This is a genomic window from Stutzerimonas sp. VN223-3 (assembly GCF_045999685.1).
In the GTDB taxonomy this organism is placed as follows: domain Bacteria; phylum Pseudomonadota; class Gammaproteobacteria; order Pseudomonadales; family Pseudomonadaceae; genus Stutzerimonas; species Stutzerimonas stutzeri_AR.
In genome coordinates this window covers 388,698-413,743 of the sequence record NZ_RBEC01000003.1, presented here as the reverse complement: position 1 = coordinate 413,743, position 25,046 = coordinate 388,698, and the positions used below count along the sequence as shown (strand labels likewise).

General features: G+C 59.5%; 18 protein-coding genes. 13 read left to right on the top strand and 5 right to left on the bottom strand.

All coding sequences use genetic code 11. The features are described 5' to 3' along the window. Positions 1-62: 62 nt before the first annotated feature. From D7241_RS17790 to D7241_RS17770, 5 genes are all read left to right on the top strand, one after another. Positions 63-662 (top strand): glutathione S-transferase family protein, encoded by a 600-nt coding sequence (locus D7241_RS17790; protein ID WP_408102646.1) that lies wholly within the window; start codon positions 63-65, stop codon positions 660-662. A 26-nt stretch (positions 663-688) separates the two neighbouring features. Further along, positions 689-1,618 carry a pyridoxamine 5'-phosphate oxidase family protein gene (locus D7241_RS17785; protein WP_408102645.1) on the top strand — a complete coding sequence of 310 codons (930 nt, stop codon included), beginning with the start codon at positions 689-691 and terminating at the stop codon, positions 1,616-1,618. Between the two features lie 3 nt (positions 1,619-1,621). Beyond that, a complete protein-coding gene (locus tag D7241_RS17780) occupies positions 1,622-2,371 on the top strand; it encodes a Zn-dependent hydrolase (protein ID WP_408102644.1) in 750 nt (249 codons plus the stop codon). 140 nt (positions 2,372-2,511) lie between these two features. Beyond that, on the top strand, positions 2,512-5,637 hold the full coding sequence (locus tag D7241_RS17775) for a transglycosylase domain-containing protein (protein WP_408102643.1): 3,126 nt from the start codon (positions 2,512-2,514) through the stop codon (positions 5,635-5,637). Between the two features lie 139 nt (positions 5,638-5,776). Then, the gene (locus tag D7241_RS17770) at positions 5,777-6,556 is read left to right on the top strand and encodes a PhzF family phenazine biosynthesis protein (RefSeq protein WP_408102956.1); all 780 of its coding nucleotides are present in this window, start codon (positions 5,777-5,779) and stop codon (positions 6,554-6,556) included. 23 nt (positions 6,557-6,579) lie between these two features. Here D7241_RS17770 and mapR read toward each other — a convergent pair whose 3' ends face one another. Both mapR and ccoG read right to left on the bottom strand, forming a co-directional pair. Beyond that, positions 6,580-7,989, bottom strand: a complete 1,410-nt coding sequence (gene mapR, locus D7241_RS17765; protein WP_408102642.1) for a GntR family transcriptional regulator MpaR — start codon at positions 7,987-7,989, stop codon at positions 6,580-6,582. Between the two features lie 87 nt (positions 7,990-8,076). After that, positions 8,077-9,492 carry a cytochrome c oxidase accessory protein CcoG gene (gene ccoG / locus D7241_RS17760; protein WP_408102641.1) on the bottom strand — a complete coding sequence of 472 codons (1,416 nt, stop codon included), beginning with the start codon at positions 9,490-9,492 and terminating at the stop codon, positions 8,077-8,079. 396 nt (positions 9,493-9,888) lie between these two features. Between ccoG and D7241_RS17755 the strand changes: the two genes are divergently transcribed. After that, a complete protein-coding gene (locus D7241_RS17755) occupies positions 9,889-10,254 on the top strand; it encodes a CidA/LrgA family protein (protein WP_408102640.1) in 366 nt (121 codons plus the stop codon). Then, the gene (locus D7241_RS17750; protein ID WP_408102639.1) at positions 10,251-10,961 is read left to right on the top strand and encodes an LrgB family protein; all 711 of its coding nucleotides are present in this window, start codon (positions 10,251-10,253) and stop codon (positions 10,959-10,961) included. The genes D7241_RS17755 and D7241_RS17750 overlap by 4 nt, the downstream gene beginning before the upstream one ends. A gap of 588 nt (positions 10,962-11,549) precedes the next feature. Here D7241_RS17750 and D7241_RS17745 read toward each other — a convergent pair. Both D7241_RS17745 and D7241_RS17740 read right to left on the bottom strand, forming a co-directional pair. Next, positions 11,550-12,146 (bottom strand): hypothetical protein, encoded by a 597-nt coding sequence (locus D7241_RS17745; protein WP_408102638.1) that lies wholly within the window; start codon positions 12,144-12,146, stop codon positions 11,550-11,552. Beyond that, positions 12,143-14,542: a hypothetical protein gene (locus D7241_RS17740; RefSeq protein WP_408102637.1), complete on the bottom strand. Its 2,400-nt coding sequence runs from the start codon at positions 14,540-14,542 to the stop codon at positions 12,143-12,145. Before D7241_RS17740 ends, D7241_RS17745 begins: the two co-directional genes overlap by 4 nt. Before the next feature lie 397 nt (positions 14,543-14,939). Between D7241_RS17740 and D7241_RS17735 the strand changes: the two genes are divergently transcribed. Both D7241_RS17735 and wrbA read left to right on the top strand, forming a co-directional pair. After that, positions 14,940-15,815, top strand: coding sequence for an alpha/beta fold hydrolase (locus D7241_RS17735; RefSeq protein WP_408102636.1), 876 nt, complete (start codon positions 14,940-14,942; stop codon positions 15,813-15,815). Between the two features lie 206 nt (positions 15,816-16,021). Continuing rightward, entirely contained in the window at positions 16,022-16,621 is a 600-nt protein-coding gene (gene wrbA / locus D7241_RS17730) for an NAD(P)H:quinone oxidoreductase (protein ID WP_255979056.1), read from the top strand. Positions 16,622-16,688: 67 nt separating this feature from the next. On the opposite strand, the gene D7241_RS17725 is transcribed toward wrbA, so the two are convergent. Next, positions 16,689-17,177 (bottom strand): N-acetyltransferase family protein, encoded by a 489-nt coding sequence (locus D7241_RS17725; RefSeq protein WP_408102635.1) that lies wholly within the window; start codon positions 17,175-17,177, stop codon positions 16,689-16,691. Positions 17,178-17,306: 129 nt separating this feature from the next. On the opposite strand from D7241_RS17725, the gene D7241_RS17720 reads away from it, so the two are divergent. The 4 genes from D7241_RS17720 (at position 17,307) to mdoH (ending at position 24,687) form a co-directional block, all read left to right on the top strand. After that, on the top strand, positions 17,307-17,846 hold the full coding sequence (locus D7241_RS17720) for a DUF3087 domain-containing protein (protein WP_408102634.1): 540 nt from the start codon (positions 17,307-17,309) through the stop codon (positions 17,844-17,846). Positions 17,847-18,028: 182 nt separating this feature from the next. Then, positions 18,029-20,320 (top strand): beta-glucosidase BglX, encoded by a 2,292-nt coding sequence (gene bglX, locus D7241_RS17715; protein ID WP_408102633.1) that lies wholly within the window; start codon positions 18,029-18,031, stop codon positions 20,318-20,320. Between the two features lie 289 nt (positions 20,321-20,609). Further along, positions 20,610-22,109, top strand: a complete 1,500-nt coding sequence (locus D7241_RS17710) for a glucan biosynthesis protein G (RefSeq protein WP_255979331.1) — start codon at positions 20,610-20,612, stop codon at positions 22,107-22,109. After that, positions 22,102-24,687 carry a glucans biosynthesis glucosyltransferase MdoH gene (mdoH, locus tag D7241_RS17705; protein WP_408102632.1) on the top strand — a complete coding sequence of 862 codons (2,586 nt, stop codon included), beginning with the start codon at positions 22,102-22,104 and terminating at the stop codon, positions 24,685-24,687. The genes D7241_RS17710 and mdoH overlap by 8 nt, the downstream gene beginning before the upstream one ends. Positions 24,688-25,046 lie beyond the last annotated feature (359 nt).

Here is a 25,046-nt window from a genome sequence, read left to right as displayed (position 1 = left end):
AGACAGGTCTGTCTATTATCCAGTCGTGCCTTACCAATCCCATCTTGCGAAGGAGCGACACGATGAAACTTTACGATCTGACCTTGTCCGGCAACTGCTACAAGGCGCGCCTGTTTCTCAGCCTGATCGGCCAGCCGGTTGAGCTGGTGCCGGTGAATCTGCTGCAAGGCGAGCACAAGCAACCGCCGTTTCTCGCTATCAATCCGCGCGGGCAGGTGCCGGTCCTGGAGGATGGCGATACCCGAGTGGCCGACTCCCAGGCCATCCTCGTCTATCTGGCGCGACGCTACGCCGATGAAGCCTGGTATCCGCAGGACGCGCTTGCTCAGGCGCGCATCGTTGGTTGGCTGAGCTTCGCTGCCAACGAGATGCACCACGGTCCGGCTACGGCTCGGGTAGGGCGCTTGTTCCGCCGTCCGATAGACGAACCATTGACTGCCAGCCGTGCACTCGCCGCTTTGCAGCTAGTCGAGCAGCAACTCACCGAACATGCCTGGCTGGCCGAGACCGCTGCGCCAACCATCGCCGATCTCGCGGTATACCCCTACGCGGCGCTAGCCGGTGAAGGCGGCATCGATCTCGACCCGTACCCGGCAATACGTGCCTGGTGCGCGCGCATCCGTGAGCTGCCGGGCTACATCGGCATGCCTGGCCTGGAATAGGACGGCTTGGAATAGGAGTAACCGCTATGAGCAGCCCCTTCCACGTCGGCGAGCAATTGATTCAGACCCGCGCTGGCGTCCGCGAAAAAGCCGAGCAAATAGGCGGGCGCATGATCCGCTCGTTCATGCCTGAGCAGCATCGGGAATTCTTCGCGCAATTGCCGGCTTTGCTGGTGGCGGCAGTAGACAGCGAAGGGCAGCCTCATGCATCGGTACTTAGCGGCGCGGCTGGTTTCGCCTGGTCGCCGCACCCAGCCCTGCTATGTATCGACGCCAAACCACAGGTCGACGATCCTATCGCATCATTGTTGCATCCGCGCGCTGCGGTCGGTCTGCTCGGGCTCGAGTGGCCAACTCGCCGACGCAACCGCATGAATGGACGAATCGTAGAGAGCGACGAGCGGGGCTTCAGCGTTGCGGTCGCCCAGTCGTTCGGCAATTGCCCGAAGTACATCCAGGCGCGCGATTGGGAGGCAACTCCGCGTCTACCAGGCTTAATGCTCGAAGGCGACGGCCTGGACGAACAATGGTTGGGGCTGGTGCAGACGGCGGACACGCTGTTCATCGCCAGCCAGAGTCCGGACCCGCAGGGTGGCGGGGTGGATATTTCGCATCGTGGCGGACCGGCCGGTTTCATTGAAATCGGCCGGGACGGTCGTTTATGGATGCCGGACTACAGCGGCAATCGGCTGTTCAACACGCTCGGCAATTTGCTGCGCGAGCCGCGCTGTGGGCTGCTGTTTATCGATTTCAGCAGCGGCGATTTGCTGCACCTGCAAGCACGGGCCGAGCTGGTCTGGCCTGAGCAATACGCCGCGTTGGGCGTCACGCCGCCGCCTGGCGCCGAGCGCATGCTCGTTCTGACTCCGGGGCGCTGGACGCTGCGACGTTCACGCCTGCCATTGGCGTTCGCTGCAGCGCAGATCTCGCCGTTTCTTCCCGAGGCAGGAGTGTGAGCCATGCGCAGCCTGAGAATTATTGGCTTGTTATTGATTTTATCGGCCGGAACCGTGAGCGCGGCGGAACTGCGCTTCAGTTTGGTTCGCACCGCCCAGACCACTTCCAGTGGTGAATTCGCCTGGCGTGACGGTGGCTGGGTACAGCCGCCAATCATCAACCACATTGCCGTCTTGATCGAGCATCAGGGCAGTCGGCTGCTATTCGGCACGGGCTTAGGCCGGCAGATCGATACGCAGCTGGACAGCGCGATTCCCTGGCGGGAAAAGCGCTACGGGGCCGTGCAGCCTGTGCGTGATCAGCTTAATCGCGATGGCATCAGTATCGATCGGGTCGTGCTGGGGTGTGCCCGTTGGGAATACGCGTCCGGGTTGGCTGACTTCGCCGATCTGCCAGTTCTGGCCAATCCGGAAAGCATTCATTACGCCAGCACCGCAACGCCGCCCGCGGTAATCCCGGCGCAATTCGCCCATGGGGTTAAATGGCAACCACTGCGCTTCGAACGGCGTCCTTTTTATGGGTTTGAGGAAAGCCTCGACCTGTTAGGCGACGAACGGCTGGTGCTGGTAAAACTGCCCGGACATGGTGCCTTGGGGCTGTTTCTTAAGCTGGATAATGGGCAGCGCTACTTCTTTCGTGGCGATGCTGCCGATAGCGAAAATAGCCCAAAGCCACTGCCTGTCGAGGTCTTGCAAATACAGGATGTGCAATTGCAGTCTCAGCTGGGTTTTTACCCGCGCTGGATTGAATAAAAACGAGCCTTGATTGCATCGTGTCACTGCTCTGTCAGGCCCGTTTTTGAGCGCCTCCGTTCGTCTGCTTGGCACGCTGAACGAAGCGCCTCCAGCTAAGCTTAAGCCTGTGATTTCTCTTGAAAGCCAGGCCGGAAAAGATGGGCGCAGTATGGCGGACCGATACATCCCGGGTAGGTGGCAGCAAACGAGCGCCATCCATCAAAAAACCCGGTAAGAAGCCCTCGCACGGCAGCCGCTTGGCACGTCGTATGAGCATGGTGCTGGGCGTTTCGTTGCTTGCGGGCGGTGGCTATGCCGCTTGGCATGAGATGCATACATCAAAGTTGCAGGCGCTCTGGCTGAGCCGTTACGCGGAAAATCTCGATTATCAGGTCGCGCCGGGTGCCAGTGCCAATATCCTGTTTCCCGAGGCCGGGCCTTTCGACCGTCGTCTGGGCTACGCCGACCTGCCGACCTTTTTGCAGCGACTGACGGAGCGTGGCTTCGACATTGAGCAGCAAGTGCGTTTTTCGCCAGCGTTGCAGCGGTACGCCAGTCGTGGCTTTTTTGTGCCTTATCCGGAGAAATCCCAGGCCGGGCTGACGATCGAAGACTGCCGCGGCGAGCCGCTGTACGCCAACAGTTACCCGCATCAGTACTACGAAACGTTCAATGATGTACCGCCTGTCATCGCGATGAGTCTGCTGTTCATCGAGGATCGCGGCCTGCTTAATGCCGAGCGCCCCCGTGCCAACCCGGCGGTGGACTGGCCGCGTTTCACCATGGCCGCGGTGAGCCAGGTCGAGAAGAAGCTCGGCCTGCCGGTCCAGGCGGCTGGAGGCAGTACGCTCGCCACGCAAGTGGAAAAGTACCGGCACTCTCCTGAAGGCCGGACCGGTAGCGCCGAGGAAAAAATCCGGCAGATGGTTTCGGCGAGCGTGCGTACCTATCGCGAAGGCCCGCAGACGATGGATACCCGCAAGCGCATCGTCCGCGATTATCTCAACAGCGTTCCGCTGTCCGCTGCCTACGGCCACGGCGAGGTACATGGCATCGCCGATGGCTTGCGCCTCTGGTTCGGTGCCGACTTCGCCGAGGTCAACCGTCTGCTCGATTCGCGCCGCAATGCCGGCACCAGTTTGGAGGCTCAGGGTCTGGCGCTTCGTCAGGTGTTGTCGCTACTGATCGCGCAGCGCCGCCCGTCCTATTACCTGGGTGCGGGTCGTGATGACATGGCTGAACTCACCGACAGCCACATTCGCTTGCTGGCCAACGGCGGTGTGATCGGCACCCGGTTGCGCAACGCGGCGCTGCAGCAAAAGGTCAGCTTCCGCGATCTGCGCCTTGAACCGGGCATCCGCGAAGTGCCATCCAGCAAGGGCATCACTGCCGCGCGTATGCGCCTGAGCAGTCTGCTCGGCGTGTCGCTGTACGAACTGGATCGCCTAGATTTGGCCGCGACCACGCCGCTGCATGGCGAATTGCAGAAGCAGGTCAGCGAATATCTTCAGCGCCTGGCAGAGCCGGAGTTCGCCGGTGAGGTCGGGCTGTTCGGCGAGCGCATGTTGTCACCGGAGCGCACCGCTGACGTCCGCTACAGCTTCACGCTGTTCGAGCGCGGCGAGCAGGGTTTCCGCGTGCGGGTACAGACCGACAACACCAACCAGCCATTCGACATCAACGAGGGCAGCAAGCTGGAGCTGGGCTCCACGGCGAAGCTGCGCGTGCTGACTACCTATCTCGAGGTCATCGCCGAGCTGCACGACCGCTACGCGCGGAGCGAGGTCAGTGATTTGCGCAAGGCCGAGGCGGTCGATCCACTGACGCGCTGGGCTCTGGGTTATCTGATCCAGAACGAGGACCGCAACCTGCCGGCGATGCTCGATGCGGCGTTGGAACGGCGCTATTCCGCCAGCCCGACCGAGCGCTTCTTCACTGGAGCCGGAATGCACCGTTTCGGCAACTTCCGCCACCAGGATGATGGCCGTTTGCCGACCATGCGCGAGGCTCTGCAGGAGTCGATCAACCTTCCATTTGTGCGGCTGATGCGCGACCTGGTGAGCTACAGCACTTACCAGACGTCCAACGGCGCCGAGTTGTTGAAAAGCGATGACAATCCCGAGCGGCGCGAATACCTGAGGCGTTTCGCCGATCGCGAGGGCTCGGTATTCCTTCAGCGGTTCTGGAAAAAATACCGAGGCAAGACCGCCGACGAGCGCATCGAAGTGCTACTCGACGGCATGCGTCCAACGCCGCCCCGGCTCGCTGCCGTGCATCGCTATCTGATGCCGGAGGCGGATCGCGCCGCCTTCGATCGTTTCCTCAAGAAAGGCTTGCCTGACGCCAAGCTCACCGACAAGGCGCTCGATTCTCTGTACACCCGCTACGGCCCCGGCACTTACAGCCTGCCGGATCAGGGCTATATCGCGCGCGTGCATCCGCTGGACTTGTGGCTGCTGGGTTATCTGATCAAGAACCCCGACGCGGGTATTTCCGAGGTGATTACCGCCAGCACCGCCGAACGTCAGGAAGTCTATGGCTGGCTGTTCCGCAGCCGACACAAGAGCGCCCGTGACAGCCGCATTCGCATCATGCTGGAAGTGGAGGCATTTACCGATATCCATCGCCGCTGGCAGCGGCTGGGTTATCCCTTCGATCATTTGGTGCCGTCGCTGGCAACCGCACTGGGCAGCTCCGGTGATCGTCCCGCCGCGCTGGCGGAGTTGATGGGTATCATCGTCAACGATGGCGTACGGCTGCCCAGCGTGCGGATCGACAGTCTGCATTTCGCCAGCGACACGCCTTATGAGACCCGTTTGGGGATCAAGCCGGACGCTGGCGTTCGGGTACTGCACAGCGAAGTCGCGGCGGCCTTGCGTGAAGCGTTGGCCACTGTGGTCGAGGGGGGGACTGCGCGACGTCTGCGAGACACCTTTCTGCAAGCGGATGGTGAATCACTGCGGGTCGGCGGCAAGACCGGAACGGGGGATAACCGTATCCAGACCGTTGGCGCGGGTGGCCGCTTGATCAGCTCGCTAGCGATCAACCGGACCGCAACTTTCGTCTTCTATCTCGGGCCGAACCACTTCGGCACCCTGACCGCTTATGTTCCAGGGCGCGGCGCAGACAGCTTCCGCTTTACCTCGGCGCTGCCGGTGCAGGTATTAAAGGGTATGGCGCCGATTCTTCAGCCCTATCTACAGGTCGGCGCGCAGACGCAATGCCAGCCGCCGGCAGAGCCGATCAAGCCAACACTCACTGCGAGTATGGCGTCGAGTTCCTGACCCAGCCGGCGACCTCTGCGTCGCCGGCTGCCTGTCACTCAGGAAGATTGCCGGGCGCTTCCCGCTCGGCGAGACTGGCTCGATCAGCGCGCCCGACGGCGGGCGCACGCCGGGATGAGGGCCAAGCATGAAACTGCCGATCTACCAAGTCGACGCATTCACCGATGAGCTGTTCAAGGGCAACTCCGCTGCGGTGGTGCCGCTGGAGCGATGGCTGAGCGATGCGCAGATGCAGTCGATCGCTATCGAGAACAACCTGTCGGAAACGGCCTTTCTGGTCCGCGAACCGGACGGTGCCTATCACATCCGCTGGTTCTCGCCCTTGACCGAAATTGACTTCTGCGGTCACGCAACCTTGGCCAGCGCCTTCGTGCTGCTCAGTCAGGGAATGGCGACGGCGCCGCTGACCTTTCGGGCCGCCGCGGTGGGGGACGTCAGCGTTGTGCAACAGGACAACGGCCTGCTTGAAATGAACTTCCCCAATCGTGAGCCGGAGCGAGTAGAAAATCCTCCAGCGGAACTGCTCAACGGCCTTGGCATCGTTCCGCAAGCCATTCTGAAGAATCGTCAGGCCTGGTTCGCCGTATACGAGGACGAGAATCAAGTACGCGACCTGACGCCGGATCTGGCTGCTTTCAAAACGCTCGCGCCCCTGGATGTGGTGATCACCGCGCCGGGGCGTGAGCAGGACTTCGTCTCACGTTACTTTTGGCCCGCCAATGGTGGAGATGAAGACCCGGTCACCGGCTCGATTCATGCTGGCCTCGCGCCGTACTGGGCCGGACGTCTTGACAAATCGTCGCTGGTCGCGCTGCAGGCCTCGCGTCGCAGCGGGCTGCTGTATTGCCGGGTGGAAGGGGAGCGAGTCTTCGTTGCCGGGCGGGCGGTGCAGTACTTGCAGGGAACGATTGAGGTCTAAGCCGTCGTTCATGAGGCGCCACCCTAGAACGACTTGATCATTCGTCCAAGCAACTCCATCGCCTTCTCGCTGCGCGCATCCCAGGGGTAGCCATGGTTCAACCGCGCGCAATTTTGGAACCGTTGTGTGGCCGAAAAAATCGGACCTGGGGCGAGGCTGATGCCTTGGGCGAGAGCAAGCTGCAGCAGTTGCAGGGAGTCGACCTGCTCCGGAAACTCGAACCACAGGAAGTATCCGCCGCTGGGGCGTGTGACCCGCGTAGTCGCCGGGAAATGCCGAGCGGCGGAGGCGAGCATGGCGCCTTGTTGCATTTCCAGCGCGTGTCGCAGCTTGCGCAGGTGACGGTCGTAGCCGCCGTGCTGCAGGTAATCGGCGATGGCTGCCTGGGCCGGGACCGAAGGTGAAATGGTGGTCATCAACTTGAGTCGGCTGATCTGCTCGGCGTAACGACCGCCGGCGACCCAGCCGATGCGATAGCCCGGCGCAAGGCTTTTGGAGAATGAGCCGCAGTGCATGACCAAACCGTCGCGGTCATGACTTTTGACGGGCTTGGGCGGTTCCTGGGTGAAATAGAGCTCGGCGTAGACGTCGTCTTCGATCAGCGGCACCTGGTGCTGTCGCAGCAGCTCGTAAAGCTGCAACTTCTTCGGCTCGCCCATGCTCGCACCCAGCGGATTCTGCAGGCTGCTCATGAACCAGCACGCTTTGATCGGAAGCTTGGCGAGGCCGTCAGCGAGTGTTTCCAGGTCGATGCCCTCGCGCGGATGCACCGGAATTTCCACCGCTTTGAGCTTGAGCCGCTCCAGTACCTGCAGCGTGGCGTAGAAGGCGGGCGCTTCGATGGCGACCAGATCGCCCGGCTCGGTCACGACCTGCAGACACAGATTCAGCGCCTCCATGGCGCCTGTCGTGATCACCAGTTCGTCCATCGGCAGCATCACGCCGCTGACCATGTAGCGCAGGGCGAGCTGCCGGCGCAGGTCCGGATTGCCGGCCGTCATCTCGGCGACTACCGCGCTGGCCGGCATGTCGCGTACGCACTGTGCCATGGAGCGCGCCAGGCGTTGTAGGGGAAAGAGCTCCGGGCTGGGAAAGGCCGAGCCGAAGGGCACGGTGTCAGGGTCACGCAGCGAGGCGAGCACCGAGAACACCAGCTCGCTGACGCCGACCTCGGTGGTTTCGGCCAGCCGTGGGCCGATCTCGGGTTCGTGCAGCGGCCGCTTGGCGTGTTCGCGAACGAAGTAGCCGGAACGTGCCCGCGCCTGAATCAGGCCACGATCTTCAAGCAGGTAGTAAGCCTGGAACACCGTCGACGGGCTGATTCCATAGGTGCGGCTGGCATGGCGCACCGACGGCACTCTTTCCCCCGGCCCCAGTACGCCGGTGCGGATCATTTCGGCTATCTCGTCAGCGAATTTTTCGTAGCGCTTCATGCGTCTGGCTCAGCGGCGGCAATGCTGGGTGACGATACTGCACGAAGCGCGGACGGTGCGTCTCGGGTTAAGCGGATCATGACGCGCTCACGGATTGGCCGGCGCGACGAAGGTGCTGTGAGTACTGACGGCGCTGTGCGGATCGTCCAGATCGTGAACCTCGAACTGCAGTCTGCGGCTCAGCGCCCGGCTATGGCTGGCATCGGTGAGTGCCACGCTGACCGGCAGATCGGCGATCTCGCCGGGAGCCAGGCTTATTTCGCGTCGACCGTGCAGCTCGAATGGACCCTCGCCGAGCGATATCGCGTACTGCCGGTGCTGTTGGGTCTTGTTGATGACCTTGAGGCTGTACATGTTTTCGATCTGCCCCTGCACGTTTTCGCGATACAGGGTGCGGTCCTTGGTGACATCCAGCGACAGCATTGGTCGAGCATCCAGCGCCCAGACGAAGGCGCCGATCATCAGCAGCAGTGCCGCTGCGTAGCCGATTAGGCGCGGTCGAAGCAGCCGCGTCCTACCACCTTGCAGCGCTCGCTCGGATGTATAGCGAACCAATCCGCGTGCGTAGCCCATTTTGTCCATCACGCTGTCGCAAGCGTCTATGCATGCACCGCAGCTGATGCAGTCGAGTTGCAGGCCGTCGCGGATGTCGATGCCGGTTGGGCAGACCTGCACGCACAGCGTGCAGTCGATGCAGTCGCCAAGGCCCTGCGCGCTCGGATCGCTGCCCTTGCGGCGTGCACCGCGATTTTCGCCACGGGCGGCGTCGTAGGAAACCACCAGGGTGTCGGCGTCGAACATTACGCTCTGAAAGCGCGAGTAAGGGCACATGTGCAGGCAGACCTGTTCCCGCAGCCATCCTGCATTGATGTAGGTGGCAGCGGTGAAGAAGAACAGCCAGAAACCGGCGGTCGGGCCCACATCCAGCGTGAGCAGGTCGCGCACTAGCTCACGTACCGGGGTGAAGTAGCCGACGAAGGCGAGTGCCGTGGCGAGACTCACCGCCAGCCAGAGCACGTGCTTGGCCGTGCGGCGTAACAGTTTCGCGGCTGTCCAGGGCGCGACGTCGAGCTTGATTCGTTGGCCGCGGTCCCCCTCGGTGACCTTCTCCGCCCACATGAAAATCCAGGTCCAGGTGCTTTGTGGGCAGGCGGAGCCGCACCATACGCGGCCGGCCAGCACGGTGACGAAGAACAGGCCGAAGGCCGCGATGATCAGTAATGCCGACAGCAGGATGAAGTCCTGCGGCCAGAAGGTGGCGCCGAAGATATGGAACTGCTGTTTGCCGAGGTCCCAGAGCACCGCTTGTCGACCCTCCCAATTCAGCCACTGGGTGCCGAAGTAGAGCAGGAACAAAAGGCCGCCGCCCAGCAGGCGCAGAGTGCGGAACAGGCCAGTGAAACTGCGGGTATGAATCGGTCCGCCAGTCTGGGCAGGTGTTAGGCGTATGGGTTTGCTCGGATCAACGCTGTTGATGATCGTGGCGGGAATTCGTTCGGTCATTGTGTCGCCCCATCAGGCATTCAGACGGGGCGGATAATCAATCCACGATGCTGTGCATAACAGGCTCAGGTAAACGCCAAAAATACGGATCAGATAACGTGTGAATGATTATGCAGATGCCTGTTGGCGAAGCATCCGGCCCGCCGTCTGGGCTCGCGGCCAGGTTCGCTTTCCAAGCTGGCAAAGGGCACGGGCAGGCCTGCGGCGCTACGCCACAGGCAAATTGGAAAGTTCACAGATCTGTGATCCGCTTTTTTCGTGCCTATCTGCACCTGTTTCGCTGCCGCTGCGCCGGGTGATAGTCCTACGCTTGCATCGGTCGCGGGCGCGTGCTGCCATCCGTCGTCTGGCTTTGGCCAATCTGCGTTCTGTTCTGCTGTCGATTAAGGAAACATCATGATTCTCAAAGGCCTGACCTGGCTGGTAGTGCTGCAATTGCTTGGCAGCGTCATCAATCTCTCGCTGCTCCCTGCGTTACCCGGTCCGATCATCGGCATGGTGCTGCTGTTCGGCCTGCTGTTACTGCGCCGTGGCATTCCTGAGCCTCTCGAAAAAACCGCCGCGCTGCTGCTGCAATACCTGCCGCTGTTGCTGATCGTACCGGCGGCGGGAATCATGACCAACAGCGATGCCTTGCTGGCTGACTTGCCCGCCATTGCGGCCGGCCTGGTGTTGTCGCTCATGGTGACCGTGCCGTTCTGCGGCTGGCTGATGCAACTCCTCATCCGGCGGATGGATCGGCGGCAGGAGGAGCAGGCATGAGTCGTCTGGAATGGAGCCAGGTCTGGGCGATGACGTTGGATCACCCGCTGTTTTCCGTGGTGCTGACGCTGATCGCATTCCAACTGGCGCTGGCGCTGTACCGGCGCAGCGGCTGGCTGGTGCTGCAGCCGGTGATGATAGGAATGCTGTTGGTTGTCGGAACGCTCTACCTATGCGGAATCGATTATGCGAGCTACCGCGAGGGTGCCTCGATGATCGCCGTGCTGGTCGGCCCCGCAACGGTGGCGTTGGCGGTGCCGCTGTATCGCCATCTCAGGCGCATCCAGCAATTGTTCTGGCCAATCCTCATCACGCTGGTTAGCGGCGGCGTGCTTGGCGTTTTCCTGACACTGGTAATAGCCCGCGCGCTGGGTGCGGACTTGTCGGTATTGATGAGTCTGTCACCCAAGGCAGCAACCATGCCAATCGCCATGCTGGTGGCCGAGCAAATTGGCGGTCTCGCTTCGCTGGCAGCGGTTTTCGTCATGCTCACAGGCGTTATCGGTACTGCGCTGGGACCATGGCTGATGGGCTGGGCCGGTGTGAAACATCCGGCGGCGCGCGGCCTGAGCTATGGCATCAATGCCCACGCCATCGGCACGGCGCGCGCGCTGGAAGAGGGCGATGAATGTGGCGCCTTCGCCGCGCTGGGAATGAGTCTGCTGGGGATTCTGATTGCGCTGTTTTTGCCGCTGAGTTTTGGGTGATTTGCGGCGCCGGGGATACCCTTTGGTCTCTTTGCTACATTGCCTTCATATTATTCGACTGGTTTTGCATTTGTGCATCCGATGAGCTTTATTTGATCATCGACTGCCTGGACGGAGCAATCCTGAGAAAATTCGCTGGGAGTGGTTTTTGAGTAATAGTTGAATTTGAAGATAAGTGAGGTATTGGTGAAGTGGATATCTTCAAAAGCCGAGTATGTGTAGCCGCTAGCTAACGATAAATCATTCATCTCGCATATGTCTTTTTTATCAACAATTTCCCACTTATCCAGAGGCTTTATTAGTTCAAGCCGCAAGCACGGAAAGGGCGACTCGGCATTAAATCGTGTATATCGGAACAAAAGGCTATTAATCCGTTTTGTCTTCATTTCCATCGCATAAGGAGGTATGTCATTGGCTGCAGTTGCGCTAAAAGCGAGGAGTAAGACAGTGGCGAATAGCATTAAGGCTCTATAGGTGTTCCACATAATCTAGGAAATTTGATCCTTTCACGCGGTGATTTTAGGAGGTTATTTGGCCGGGCCGATCAATTCTTCATGGCACTAATTATCCTGGCCGCTTCGTTAAGCGTTATGGCGAATGGCCTGGCAGAGCAGCGCCACTCATATCTATGTTGCGATCAAAATTTTCTTCATTAAAAATATCGAATGCTATCGATGAAATTCCTGCATCTTCATTGTCGCAATATAACGACGCTATATTTCTACCGTCTTTTCTGACCAAGATGCCGGACATAAATATGGGATATGATTGCCCGTCAGAGTCTACCTTGGACTTTGTAATGTCATACATGAAGTAATTGTACCCGCCGTTGACGAAGCGAATCCGATTTGCCCCACCTCCAGGGTATGGCGTAGTGCTTAGCATAAACTTCCCGGCAGAATTCCTTTGCGTCGTAGGATAAGCAAGTTCTAATTTCTTGCTAGTTCCATATCTGTACTGAACGAACAAATCGTTTCGGCCCTTTTTGATGCACAGTGATGCCGCTTTTTTTCCGGTAAAGCATGTGAAAATGCTTTTCTCTCCCGCCATGCAAAGGGTGTTTGGCTGCTGGCTATTGGTTTTATTTTCTGTAGGCAGCGTAAGAGTGACTTGGCAGTAAGCAGAAAAGGATAGTGGAAAAAATAGAATAAGCGCTAGTGCTGGCTTTTTATGGTCGCTATTCATAGTTTCATATGCTCTTTCAGTTTATTTAAGCATTCAACGCGGTCACTATGACCATTCATTCCGCCGTTAATGGCTAGGGTTAGATCAGTGGGTTTGTCCGTGTCAGCTATATCGTTGGCCTTCACCATCGCCCAATAAACAAACCCTGATTCAATACCATACCTAGTTATAGTGGCTATCATGTCTGGGTTTTCTACGAAATTCTGCGCGTCGCTAGGGTTGGCGCGATTATGGATTTCTGTATATTTCCGGTAGTTATTTTTTCCTGTCAATTGAATAATTCCTCTGCCGCGGAATTTATATCCTTCCTGGCTGGCCTCGTCACCATTTCCCATTCTTGAGGCATATACGAAGCTAAGCAGATTTCTTGGGTTGTTAGCGTATTCGGATTCGTGTGTCCAAAGCCTATTTCGCAAGCGTCCTAAAGAACACTCATCCGTCGCTTTTACATAATTATCTTTACCGCCTTTGCATCCAAAAATCTCGCGCATTCGTGTAGCACTATAGTTGCCGTTTTCTGAGCGCACCCTGAACCCACTCTCATGGCCAATTTGGGCAAGAAAATGAGCAATTCTTAGCGGCGTATTTACTTTATAAGCGTGAGCATACTCATTGAGATAGGGTAATATTTCCTCATAATAGTTTTTATTGCTGCTCGGCTTGGTAATTTGCAACATCTCCATTGTAATTAATGGGGTTTCAGTCTTGTGGAACTTTCCTATCAATTCCAGTGTGTGAAAATGCCAAGCGACCCCATCCGCCGCTATCCCATACTTCCCGGCCAAATCCTTCCACCACGCTAGTTTCTCTATCCGCTTTTTCTCTTCAACCCAATCCAGGTTCGGGACGGTTGGGCTGTGGTCCATCAGCTCATCCAACTCATCCCATTTGCCCGGATTCCAGAACCATTCGCTTTCGTGGCGGGTAATCAGCTGGGCGATGGACTGGGCGTGCCAGGGTTTACTTATGGCGGTGCGGATTTCTTCTAGGGTGATTTTCCGGTCGCCGTTTCCGTCAAGGATGGCGTGCAAGCGCTGCTTGATCGGGCCTTTGTCGGACAAGTCGATCATGCTTTGATAATTGGCCCGCTCATCATCAGTCAAACGGCGGAGGGCTTCGAGGTGATAGGCCAAAGCCCCGGCTGAGCGTTCGCTATTTTCGATGAAGTCGTAGCCCTCCCATTCCCAAGGGCTGTGGCGAGTGGTGATCATCTCCTGTTCGGCCAGCCAGCCGCTGATCGGTTTGCCGTCCTGGTCAGCCAGCAGATTATCGAGCCGCCACCAGCGGATCTCTGGGGTACCCGACACGCCCTCGGTGCTGGGCGGCACGACAAGCTTGGCGTTGGCGGGCAGGTTGTCGAGCAGGCTTTGCGGGAGGATCAGGTCAACGCCGATTGTGACGCCCCCATCGCTGATATTGGGTGGGTTGCTGGCGCTAATACCTGCGCGGTGCGGGATAAGTTTGCTGGCGCCCTTATGAATTTTCAGAAGGGTTTTTTGTTCGTCCGGCAGGCGAGCGGCGTGTGCTCGGCTCGACGCGATGAATGCGGGTACGTCCTCACAGCTGAACACCTCCAGGTGCAGCAGCGCCTGAGGCATGCCCTCGCTTTGATTCTGATATTGGCCAAGGTGGCCGATAAGGGCACCGGCCTTGATCGATATCGGAGTGTCCAATACCACTACCTTGTCCTTGGTCTGGGGTTCGTATTGCGCTTTAAGAAATTTGCTCGCGAGGTAACCCGGCAGGTTTTCCTCGCCGCCGGTAGGCTCCAGCGCTGGTACCGACGAGCCGCTGACGATGCTCAGCAGTTTGCGGAAACCGCCATTGATGGCACCGATCTTGACCCGTGCTCCGTTGGCTAAAGCGGCCAGAATGGGCGCGTTCTGGCTGGCCTCGGCGCGCACATTGAGGCTCGAGCCCTGGGTTTCGACCCGATATGTCCCGTCACCCCAGAATTCCGGACGTGGCAGGGTTGTTCGTTGCTGGTAACCGGCCCAGTCCTGCAAATGCATATACAGGCTGTAGAAGGTCAGCGCTGGCGCGATGGACGTAGACGTTTTGCCTAGCGGTGGTAGCGCCAAGCGATGCCTCACCAAGACGAACCCCGTGGAGAAAGGTGCGCGTTTGATCAGCGGGATGTCGCCTGTGTATTCGCTGATCGGATATTGCTCGTCGATACGGTAAGCGATTACTTCACCATCGGCGATGCAACGAACACTGGACTGATCGAAGACCGTGTCGGTGCCTTTGTCAAAATGCACTCCGCCATGCCACAGGCCGTTCGCCCCCATTGGATAATGTCCGCCGTTGGCTTTGGCCAGGCTGGTCAAGTTTGCGAGCGGGCTGGCGGCATTGCCGGCAAAGGGATAACTCCAGTTTATAACGCTGTCAGGCATCGCCACGATCCTTGTTCTGCATGGGGCGGACATCATTGTCCGCGCTTGTTTTTCCGTCCGATTAACCGGCTAAGCTCAGCTCTCACTTGGCCGCGCAAACCATGCGACAAAGCAGTCCTGTGATGCAATTGAACAGCGCAGTTTTATGGCCTGATTCGCAGCAATAGCCCCGACTGCGCAATGAGTTGCGCAGTCGGGCTGCTAATTTCGTGTGTTTAACTGATGGTCATGCCGCCGATATCCGAGGCAGCACGGGTTTGGCTACAGCATCCAGTGAAAAGGACGCTGTACGAGACGATGTATCTCATCTTCCACCTTCCGCTGGCTTGTCTGATGGCTGTTGTTGCGCTCGGACAATCTACGCCTAGGATTAACAGCCACCACCAGGAGTGATCCCATGTTCGAGCAGTTTCAGCGAGACGAGTGCGAAGTCAACGGCGTGCGAATTGCTTATCGCAAAGCGGGTTCCGGGCCGCCCTTGCTACTGCTTCACGGCTACCCGCAGACCCATGTCATCTGGCATAGAGTTGCCGATCAGCTGGCTGAACGTTTCACCGTCGTGGCGGCTGACTTGCGCGGCTACGGCGATAGCAGCAAGCCGGAGGGCGGCAGAGATCACATCGCCTATAGCAAACGGGAAATGGCGCGCGATCAAGTCGAGTTGATGCGGGCGCTTGGCTTTGACCACTTCGACATCATCGCCCATGACCGCGGGGCGCGGGTCAGCCATCGGCTGGCGATGGACCATCCGGCAGCAGTGCGCAGGCTGATTTTGCTGGATATCGCGCCAACCCTGGCCATGTACAGCCAGACTGACGAGACCTTCGCTCGCGCCTATTGGCACTGGTTTTTCCTGATTCGCCCGGCGCCGCTGCCGGAGACGCTGCTCGAAGCCGATCCCGAATTGGTGTTGCGCACCGCCGTGGCCACCCGCGCCGACCATGTGCATCCCTTCAGCGATGCCGCCTATGCCGAGTACCTGCGCTGCATGAAGCTGCCCGGCACTATCCATGCGTTTTGCGAGGACTATCGCGCGAGTGCCGGTATCGATCTTCAGCACGACCGCGAAGACCGCGCCGCAGACCGGCGCATCGAAGCGCCATTGCTGGTGCTCTGGGGCACCAAAGGCGTCATCGAACGTTGCTTCGATCCACTGAAGGAGTGGCGCGAGGTAGCGACGAACGTACAGGGCAAAGCGCTGCCGGCCGGTCATTACATACCGGAAGAGGTGCCCGATCTGTTGCTGGAGGAGGCGCTGGGATTTCTGGCGTAACCGAAAACGACAAGCAACGTTTATTTATCGAATTTTCAGATCTATTTATGCTGGAAAATCCACCCATGGGTCGAGCATTCCAATAGAAGATGACCTCAATCATCGCCCGATAGCGCTTTAACCCCTCGCCGGGCTGATATCACTCAGAGGCTATCGAACGATTGTTGAGTCCTACCGAATATACAACCCAGAAAGAGGAAACAGAGATGGCGAAGATTCTCGTGCTGTACCACTCGATGTACGGTCACATCGAAACCATGGCCAACGCGGTAGCCGAAGGCGCGCGCCGCGTTCAGGGCGCCGAAGTGACCCTCAAGCGCGTGCCGGAAACCATGCCGGCGGAAGCTTTCAAGAACGCAGGCGGAAAGGTCGATCAGGCCGCGCCGGTGGCGAGCCCGGCCGAGCTCGCCGATTACGATGCGATCATTTTTGGCACGCCGACACGCTTCGGCAACATGTCCGGGCAGATGCGCAACTTCCTCGATCAGACCGGCGGCCTCTGGGCCAAGGGCGCGCTGCACGGCAAGGTTGCCAGCGTATTCACCTCCACCGGAACCGGCGGCGGGCAGGAGATGACTATCACCTCCACATGGACCACCCTGGCGCACCACGGAATGATCATCGTGCCGACCGGCTATGGGATCGGTGAGTTCTTCGATATCTCTGAAACCAACGGCGGTACGCCTTATGGCGCATCGACCATCGCGGGTGGCGATGGCTCGCGTCAACCATCGAACAAGGAACTGACCATTGCTCGCTATCAGGGTGAGCTGGTGGCTCAGGTCACGACAAAGTTGAAAAACTAAAGCTGTCGACGCGGTGTTGGGCGGTTCAGGCCGTCTACACCGCGTGCTTATCCTGATCAGTCGCGACTCACCGCTCGTTTAGCAACAAGCCATACATCAGTTCATCAACGCAGCTCTCATCGGAGGCACGCTTGTAGGCGGCCCGTTGAGTACCTTCGTGGATAAACCCGAAGCGTTCGTAGAAGGCGATCGCACGCGGATTATCTGCCTCGACTGTCAACTCGACTCGGGTGATACCGGCGTTGCGCAGCCGGGAGAGGGCATCGCCCATCATCGTTCTGGCTATCCCGCTGCCTTTCACCTGCGGCGCTACCGCCAGGGTTCCCAGATAGGCAACATGCGCGGCGCGTCCTAAATGCCGTTGCGCCTTGTAAAAGCCCTGTACGCAGCCCCCGACTTCGTACACGTAGAAGCAGCCGCTCTCGAACAATGGATCGAACACCTTGCCGAAGCCCTCCCGCGGCATCGGGTCGAAGCCGAGAAAGGGCACTACTTCTTTGTGCATGTAAATGTCGTAAACGCGATCGAAATCGGCTGGGGTTGCCAGTCGGCGCATGTGCTTCTCCGTATTGTCCCGTACGCCATCAACCCAGGTGGAGCTCCGCTGCTCATCGTCAGGCAACGGTTGTGCATTACGGTGATAATGCAGAAGTCATCCTGTTCATCGTCAACCAAGGATTAACTCATGGTGATATTCGAGATCAAGCAGCTCAGTCCCGAAACTTACCGCCAGCAGACTCGCCGCAGCACGCTGATCGTCGCGGCGACTTTCGCAGTGCTGGCCATGGGAATGGCCACCGTGGCGATCGGAATATTCGGCGAGGCGGGCGGGGATAACCTTCGTTTGAATGCCCTGGGCGTCGCAGCCGGGCTGCTGATAACCATTGCGCTGGTGCGTTCGGTGTACTGGACGCAGCCCTGGATGAGTTGTGCGGTCTATGGCTGGCGCCTCAAGCGCAGCTTGATGCGTGTAACTAACGTTATGCATCACGTCACGTCCGGTGTGGCCGTTGGCGATCCAGATGCGATGAAGTTGTTGCGTTTCTACCATTTGGGTTTGACGCAGATGCATCAGCTGGACAGCAACAGCGCGGCCCTGAGTGAGGCAGCTCGCGAGATCGATCGACACCGGGAAGCGTTGGATGCGCGTGGAATTGAAACCGATCAGAACCGGCTGGACTCCGACTGGCTCGAATCCGTGAAGCGCTTCGCTGCAACGGCCTAAGCGCCTTGCCTGTGCTCCGCCTTCGCGCACGCGCCGCAGTATCGCTAGCTCGCAGCGTCTCCCTTCCCATTGCTGGCCTCTGGCTTGTAACAGGCTGAGGCATTCATACTCGGCAAGTGGCTAGCCGGTAAATCCGGTTGCCACGCAGAATGCCAAAACGCCTCGTAAGCCAGGAACTTCTAATGAAAAGGCTTTATCTGTTCGGTTTAATCGCCGGCCTTTCGCTTCATGCTGTCGCCGCCGAGACCGGATCTGATTTGCTGGATGACAAACCAGCCTTCATTGCCAGCTTGATCGAACAAATGACCCTTGAAGAAAAGATCGGGCAGTTGCGTTTGATCAGCATCGGCGCAGACATGCCACGACCACGCATTCTCGAGGAGCTGGCCGCAGGACATATTGGCGGTACCTTCAACACCGTCACCCGCCAGGACAATCGCCCAATGCAGGATGCCGCGCTGCAAAGCCGGCTGAAAATCCCGATCTTCTTCGCCTACGACGTTGTGCATGGGCATCGGACAATCTTCCCCATCGGCCTGGGGTTGGCGTCGAGCTGGGACTTGGACGTAATTGCCAAGAGCGGGCGCGTGTCGGCCATCGAAGCCAGCGCCGACGGGCTGGATATGACTTTCGCGCCCATGGTCGATATTTCCCGCGATCCTCGCTGGGGCCGCACCTCCGAAGGCTATGGCGAAGATCCTTATTTAGTTTCGGAAATCGCCCGCACCATGGTTAAGGCCTATCAGGGCGAATCGCCTGCGGCCTCTGACAGCGTGACCGCCAGCGTCAAACATTTCGCCCTTTATGGCGCGGTTGAAGGCGGGCGTGACTACAACGTGGTGGATATGAGCCCGATGCGCATGCACCAGGACTTTTTGCCGCCTTATCGCGCCGCCATCGACGCGGGGGCGGGCGGGGTGATGGTCGCGCTGAATTCCATCAACGGCGTGCCGGCGAGCGCCAATACATGGCTGCTACAGGATCTGCTAAGGCGAGACTGGGGGTTTGATGGCGTCACCGTCAGCGACCACGGCGCCATCAGCGAACTGATGCGCCACGGTGTGGCACGCGACGGGCGCGAGGCCGCTCGGCTGGCGATCAAGGCTGGTATCGACATGAGCATGGCCGACTCGTTGTATCGCCAGGAATTGCCGGGGTTGGTAGAGGCGGGCGACATCGAAATCGGCGAAATCGACACGGCTGTGCGCGAAGTGTTGGGCGCCAAATACGACATGGGCCTGTTCCACGACCCCTACCGGAGAATTGGCGTAGCCCGGGATGACCCAAAAGACACTAACGCCGAAAGCCGTCTGCACCGCGAGGCCGCGAGAGACGTTGCTCGCCAGTCGATCGTGCTGTTGGAGAACCACGACCAAACGCTGCCGTTGAAGAAGGGAGGCACCATCGCCTTGGTCGGCCCGCTGGCGGATTCGCACGTGGACATGATGGGCAGCTGGTCGGCGGCGGGCGTCGCTAAACAGTCGGTGACCTTGCGCCAAGGGATGCTCGACGCGCTGGGCGACGAGGCGGTCCTGCTCCATGCGCGCGGGGCCAACATCACCGACGACCAGCATATGGTCGAGTACTTGAACTTCCTCAACTGGGACGATCCCGAGGTGGTGCAGGATCCTCGTCCAGCGGACGAGATGATTGCCGAAGCGGTAGCCGCCGCCGAGCAGGCCGATGTGATCGTCGCCGCGGTGGGTGAATCGCGTGGCATGTCCCACGAGGCATCGAGCCGCACTAGCCTGCAAATCCCGCCGAGTCAGCAGGCGCTGCTAAAGGCATTGAAAAAAACCGGCAAGCCTCTGGTGCTGGTGCTGATGAACGGCCGGCCGCTGGAGCTCAACTGGGCAAAGGCGAACGCCGATGCAATCGTGGAAACCTGGTTCAGTGGCACCGAAGGCGGTCATGCCATTGCCGACGTGCTGTTCGGCGATTACAACCCGTCCGGCAAGCTGCCGATTTCGTTCCCGCGTTCGGTGGGGCAGATTCCCACCTACTACAACCACCTGCGCGTCGGTCGGCCTTATGTCGAGGGCAAGCCTGGCAACTACACCTCACAGTATTTCGAAGAGCCCAACGGCCCGCTGTACCCCTTCGGTTATGGCTTGAGTTACACCGGTTTCGAACTGTCCGAGGTGCGTTTGTCGAGTCCGACCCTGCCACGCGAAGGCACGCTTGAGGCAAGCGTGACGGTAAAGAATACCGGCCAGCGCGATGGTGCCACTGTCGTGCAGCTGTACATTCAGGATCTGGTGGCCTCGGTGATCCGCCCGGTGAAGGAGCTCAAGGCTTTTCGCAAGGTTGCCCTCAAGGCGGGCGAGGAGCGCGAGATTCGTTTCAGCATCGACGAAGACGACCTGAAATTCGTCAATGCCCAGCTGCATCCAGTGGCCGAGCCGGGTGAGTTCGAGGTGCAGATCGGGTTGGATTCGCAGCACGTGAAGCAGCAGCGTTTCGTGCTGGAGTGATTGCGATGGTTGCGCCAATCCGATATCAGCCCGCCCGGGGCGGGCTGCAGGAAAAAATCGTCCCAGAGGTAGCTATCCGGCCAATTGCCGGCATGGGATGATCTCGCCGCTTCGATTACTAACCACGGGCCGGGGAATCATTTTCCGCTGCGGCAGACCAACGAAAGCAAACCGGCCGGATAGCGGCCGGAGGAAATCGTGTAGCTCAGGAGGCGATGTGTCACGTTTTTTTAATTTCATAACAGCCGCTCGCAAAGGTGGGGTACTGGGCGTGGCGCTGAGCCTGTCCATGGCTCTGGTGACGGGTAATAGCTGGGCTTTCGGTATCGAAGACGTTGCCGTGAAAGCCGAGAAATTGGCTGCAGAACGCTACGTAGCACCACAGAGCAATCTGCCGGCGGTATTCCGCAGCATGGCGTTCGGTGACTATCAGCAACTGCGCTTTCGTGGCGACAAGGCACTGTGGCACGAGGCGGAGACGCCGTTCGAGTTGCAGTTCTACCATCAGGGCATGCACTTCGACGTGCCGGTAAAAATTAACGAGATCACCGCTGCGGGTGTCGAAGAGATTCGCTACGACCCGGAAATGTTCGATTTCGGCAAGGTGCAGATCGAGCCCGCGGCGCTGGAAAATCTCGGCTTCGCCGGTTTCAAGGTGCTGTATCCGCTGAACAAGCCGGACAAGGCGGACGAGTTGATGACGCTGCTCGGCGCCAGCTATTTCCGCGTGGTTGGAAAAGGCCAGGTCTATGGCTTGTCGGCGCGAGGCCTGGCGATCGATACCGCGCTGCCCGGTGGGGAGGAGTTTCCGCGCTTCCGCGAATTTTGGGTGGAACGGCCGCAGGCCGACCGTCGCAATCTGGTGATCTACGCGCTGCTGGATTCACCTCGTGCAACTGGCGCCTACCGCATGGTGGTGACGCCCGGTAAGGACAGCACTGTCGACGTGCAGGCGCGAGTCTACTTGCGCCAACCGGTCGAAAAACTCGGCATCGGTGCCTTGACCAGCATGTATCTGTTCGGCGCCAACCAGCCCAGCAGCCAGCTCAACTATCGACCGCAGCTTCACGACTCCGAAGGGCTGGCGATTCATACGGGCGACAACGAATGGATCTGGCGACCGCTGAACAATCCCAAGCGTCTATCGATCAGTAGCTATAGCGTCGAAAATCCTCGTGGCTTCGGCCTGCTCCAGCGCACTCGGGATTTTGGCCGTTACGAGGATCTGGACGATCGCTACGATCTACGCCCAAGCGGATGGGTCGAGCCGCGTGGCGATTGGGGCAAGGGGCGAGTGGAGTTGATCGAGATTCCGACACCCGATGAAACCAATGACAACATCGTTGCTTTCTGGGTCCCCGAAGAGCCGCCGCAGCCGGGAACGCCGCTGGATTTTGGTTATACCCTGCACTTCACCATGGACGAGCCGGCGCTCCATGACCCGGCGCTAGCCTGGGTCATGCAGACGCGCCTTTCCGCTGGTGACGTCAAGCAATCCAACTTGATCCGTCAGCCCGACGGCAGCACCGCGCTAATCGTCGATTTCGTTGGTCCAAATCTGGCCAAGCTGCCGGCGGATGCGCTGGTGAGCACCCAGGTCAGTGTCGGCGATAACGCCGAGCTGGTGGAAAACAACCTGCGGCACAACCCCGTGACCAAGGGTTGGCGCTTGACCTTGCGGCTGAAGGTGCGCGACCCAGCCCGGCCGGTAGAGCTGCGGGCAGCCCTGGTGGAAGGCGAGAAGACACTTTCCGAAACCTGGAGCTACCAGATTCCGTCCCATGAATAACCCAGTGGAGCCACCGATTACGGGACGTTATATCGACCAACTGCCGCTCAGTGCCGAACAGCGCGAAGCCCTGGCTCGCGAGACGGAGCGAGAAGGCGGCGAGCTGGACGATCTGCATCGCGTCCTGGCCCGTACCGCACCGACCGTTGGCGATAGTGAGCCGAGCGCAGGCGGTTTGCTGGGCTCGGTCGCCGCGCGGCTGAAGCTCGGCTGGGGCGAAACCCTGGAGCGTGGCCGGGCGCTTTCGCGCGATCACCAGGACCGCGTCTGTATTCAGTCAACGCCGCCAATCGTGCGCACCCGGATGGTGCCGGAGCCCTGGCATACCAACGTGCTGCGCCTGAGCTGGTGGCGCCTGCTGCGTAAGAAGAACCGCGCGGTCGACATACCGCCAACGCCGGAAATCAACCGTTCCGGATGGCGTCAGGTTGCCGGGGTTCGTCGCAGCATCCTGCTGTTGCTGATGCTGGTGCAGACTGTCATCGCAACCTGGCATATGAAATCCGTGCTGCCTTATCAGGGCTGGGCACTGGTGAATCTGCAGGAGGTGTTTCAGCAACCGCTGCAGCAGTCGGCGAGTCAGATTCTTCCGTATGTGGTGCAGACGAGCATCCTGCTGCTCTTCGCATTGCTGTTCTGCTGGGTGTCGGTAGGGTTCTGGACCGCGTTGATGGGTTTTTTCCAGCTACTCAAGGGTCGTGATCGCTACAACATTTCAGCCACCACCCTCGGTGACGAGCCGATTCCGGACGACGCACGCACGGCCTTGGTGATGCCCATCGCCAACGAGGATGTACCGAGAGTATTTGCTGGACTGCGTGCCACCTACGAGTCGCTCAAGGCAACCGGGCAGATCAAGCATTTTGACATTTTCGTTCTCAGCGACAGCAACGATCCGGACACCTGCGTTGCCGAGCAGAAGGCGTGGCTGGAGTTGTGTCGCGAGGTCGACGGCTTCGGCCACATCTTCTACCGCCGCCGTCGGCGCAGGGTGAAGCGCAAGAGCGGCAACATCGATGACTTTTGTCGCCGCTGGGGTAGCAGCTATCGCTACATGGTGGTGCTCGACGCAGACAGCGTAATGAGTGGCGAATGCCTGACGAGCCTGGTGCGGCTGATGGAAGCCAACCCTGGTGCCGGCATCATCCAGACCGCGCCGAAGGCGTCGGGCATGGATACGCTTTATGCACGGATGCAGCAATTCGCTACGCGGGTTTACGGACCGTTGTTCACCGCCGGCCTCAATTTCTGGCAGCTGGGCGAATCCCATTACTGGGGGCATAACGCGATCATCCGGGTCAAGCCCTTCATCGAGCACTGCGCTTTGGCGCCGCTACCCGGCAAAGGGTCGTTCGCCGGCGATATCCTTTCTCATGACTTCGTCGAAGCCGCGCTGATGCGGCGGGCTGGTTGGGGCGTGTGGATCGCCTATGACCTGCCCGGTAGTTACGAAGAGTTGCCGCCGAACCTGCTCGACGAGCTCAAGCGCGACCGCCGCTGGTGCCACGGCAACCTGATGAACTTCCGATTGTTTCTGGTCAAGGGCATGCATACCGTGCATCGGTTCGTGTTCCTTACCGGCGTCATGTCGTATCTATCGGCACCGCTCTGGTTTGTTTTCCTGGCTTTGTCGACCGGGCTGCTGGCGATCCATACGCTGATGGTTCCAGAATACTTCCTGCAACCGAACCAGCTGTATCCGCTGTGGCCGCAATGGCATCCGCGTGAAGCCATCGCGCTGTTCTCGGCGACGCTGACGTTGCTGTTCCTGCCCAAACTTCTCAGCGTACTGCTGATCTGGATCCAAGGCGCGCACGAGTACGGTGGACGTATTCGCTTGTTGTTGTCGATGCTGCTGGAAACGCTGTTCTCGATGCTGGCAGCGCCGGTACGCATGCTGTTTCACACGGTATTCGTCACCGCCGCGTTTCTCGGCTGGTCCGTGCAGTGGAACTCGCCCCAGCGCGCCGACAACGCCACGCCATGGGGCGAAGCGCTACGTCGGCACGGCTCGCAGATGCTGCTGGGCGTGCTCTGGACGGCGCTGGTGGCTTGGCTCGATCCGGCATTTCTGTGGTGGCTGGCACCCATTGTGGTGTCGCTGATCCTCTCGGCGCCGGTCTCGGTGATCACCAGTCGCACCGGGCTCGGCCTGGCTGCCTTCCGGTGCAAGTTGTTCCTGATTCCCGAGGAATTCAACCCGCCGCAGGAGCTGGCTTCGACCGATCGCTATACCCGGCAGAACCAGGAAAATGCGCTGCACGATGGCTTTATCGCTGCGACGGTGGACCCGATCTACAACGCGCTGGTGTGCGGCATGGCGCGGGCGCGGCATGCCAAGGTAGTGAAAGGCGCCGAGGTGCTGCGCGAGCAGCGCATGCTGCAGATCCTCGATGCCGGGCCCAACGGCGCGGCCGAAGCGGCACGCTGGCGCCTGCTCAATGACCCGGACGGCATGGCGCACCTGCATCAGCGCGTCTGGCAGGACCAGCGTTACCAGACGTGGCGCGATGCCTATCGTCCACTTGGCGTAAGCGAGGTGACGCAAGCGTCGCCAGTCGAGAGCCTGCAGAGTTAGCGCTCTTGAGGCAACGCGGTAATCGCGGGCTCCTCGTAAAAGCGAGCTAGCTCGCGACGCGTTCCATAGGCTGCGCCGGGCCATAATCGGGCCGGCGCTCCAGCGCATCGATATTCGCGACCGAGGTCGCTCCTACATGCTCGGTGTGTACATCCTCGGGGCCGGTGGCCCACCGCCTCAGACCTGCCGATAGACGCGAACAAGTCCGTAGGAGCGAGCTTGCTCGCGAAGCCGTTCCAAACCCCGCAGGCAGCCCCGTCAATGAACGTGCTGGCTGCCATCGGCGTGATGATGGATGTCAAGGTATGCCGAGGGCAGCCGCCAGCAGCGTCGTGATGGTTTTAAGCATGTGCCGGGCC

Excerpts from the sequence above, each read along its gene's own strand:
- D7241_RS17790 (WP_408102646.1), top strand. The coding sequence starts at position 63 with ATGAAACTTTACGATCTGACCTTGTCCGGCAACTGCTACAAGGCGCGC.
- D7241_RS17785 (WP_408102645.1), top strand. The coding sequence starts at position 689 with ATGAGCAGCCCCTTCCACGTCGGCGAGCAATTGATTCAGACCCGCGCT.
- D7241_RS17780 (WP_408102644.1), top strand. The coding sequence starts at position 1,622 with ATGCGCAGCCTGAGAATTATTGGCTTGTTATTGATTTTATCGGCCGGA.
- D7241_RS17775 (WP_408102643.1), top strand. The coding sequence starts at position 2,512 with ATGGGCGCAGTATGGCGGACCGATACATCCCGGGTAGGTGGCAGCAAA.
- mapR (WP_408102642.1), bottom strand. The coding sequence starts at position 7,989 with ATGAAGCGCTACGAAAAATTCGCTGACGAGATAGCCGAAATGATCCGC.
- ccoG (WP_408102641.1), bottom strand. The coding sequence starts at position 9,492 with ATGACCGAACGAATTCCCGCCACGATCATCAACAGCGTTGATCCGAGC.
- D7241_RS17755 (WP_408102640.1), top strand. The coding sequence starts at position 9,889 with ATGATTCTCAAAGGCCTGACCTGGCTGGTAGTGCTGCAATTGCTTGGC.
- D7241_RS17750 (WP_408102639.1), top strand. The coding sequence starts at position 10,251 with ATGAGTCGTCTGGAATGGAGCCAGGTCTGGGCGATGACGTTGGATCAC.
- D7241_RS17745 (WP_408102638.1), bottom strand. The coding sequence starts at position 12,146 with ATGAATAGCGACCATAAAAAGCCAGCACTAGCGCTTATTCTATTTTTT.
- D7241_RS17740 (WP_408102637.1), bottom strand. The coding sequence starts at position 14,542 with ATGCCTGACAGCGTTATAAACTGGAGTTATCCCTTTGCCGGCAATGCC.
- D7241_RS17735 (WP_408102636.1), top strand. The coding sequence starts at position 14,940 with ATGTTCGAGCAGTTTCAGCGAGACGAGTGCGAAGTCAACGGCGTGCGA.
- wrbA (WP_255979056.1), top strand. The coding sequence starts at position 16,022 with ATGGCGAAGATTCTCGTGCTGTACCACTCGATGTACGGTCACATCGAA.
- D7241_RS17725 (WP_408102635.1), bottom strand. The coding sequence starts at position 17,177 with ATGCGCCGACTGGCAACCCCAGCCGATTTCGATCGCGTTTACGACATT.
- D7241_RS17720 (WP_408102634.1), top strand. The coding sequence starts at position 17,307 with ATGGTGATATTCGAGATCAAGCAGCTCAGTCCCGAAACTTACCGCCAG.
- bglX (WP_408102633.1), top strand. The coding sequence starts at position 18,029 with ATGAAAAGGCTTTATCTGTTCGGTTTAATCGCCGGCCTTTCGCTTCAT.
- D7241_RS17710 (WP_255979331.1), top strand. The coding sequence starts at position 20,610 with ATGGCTCTGGTGACGGGTAATAGCTGGGCTTTCGGTATCGAAGACGTT.
- mdoH (WP_408102632.1), top strand. The coding sequence starts at position 22,102 with ATGAATAACCCAGTGGAGCCACCGATTACGGGACGTTATATCGACCAA.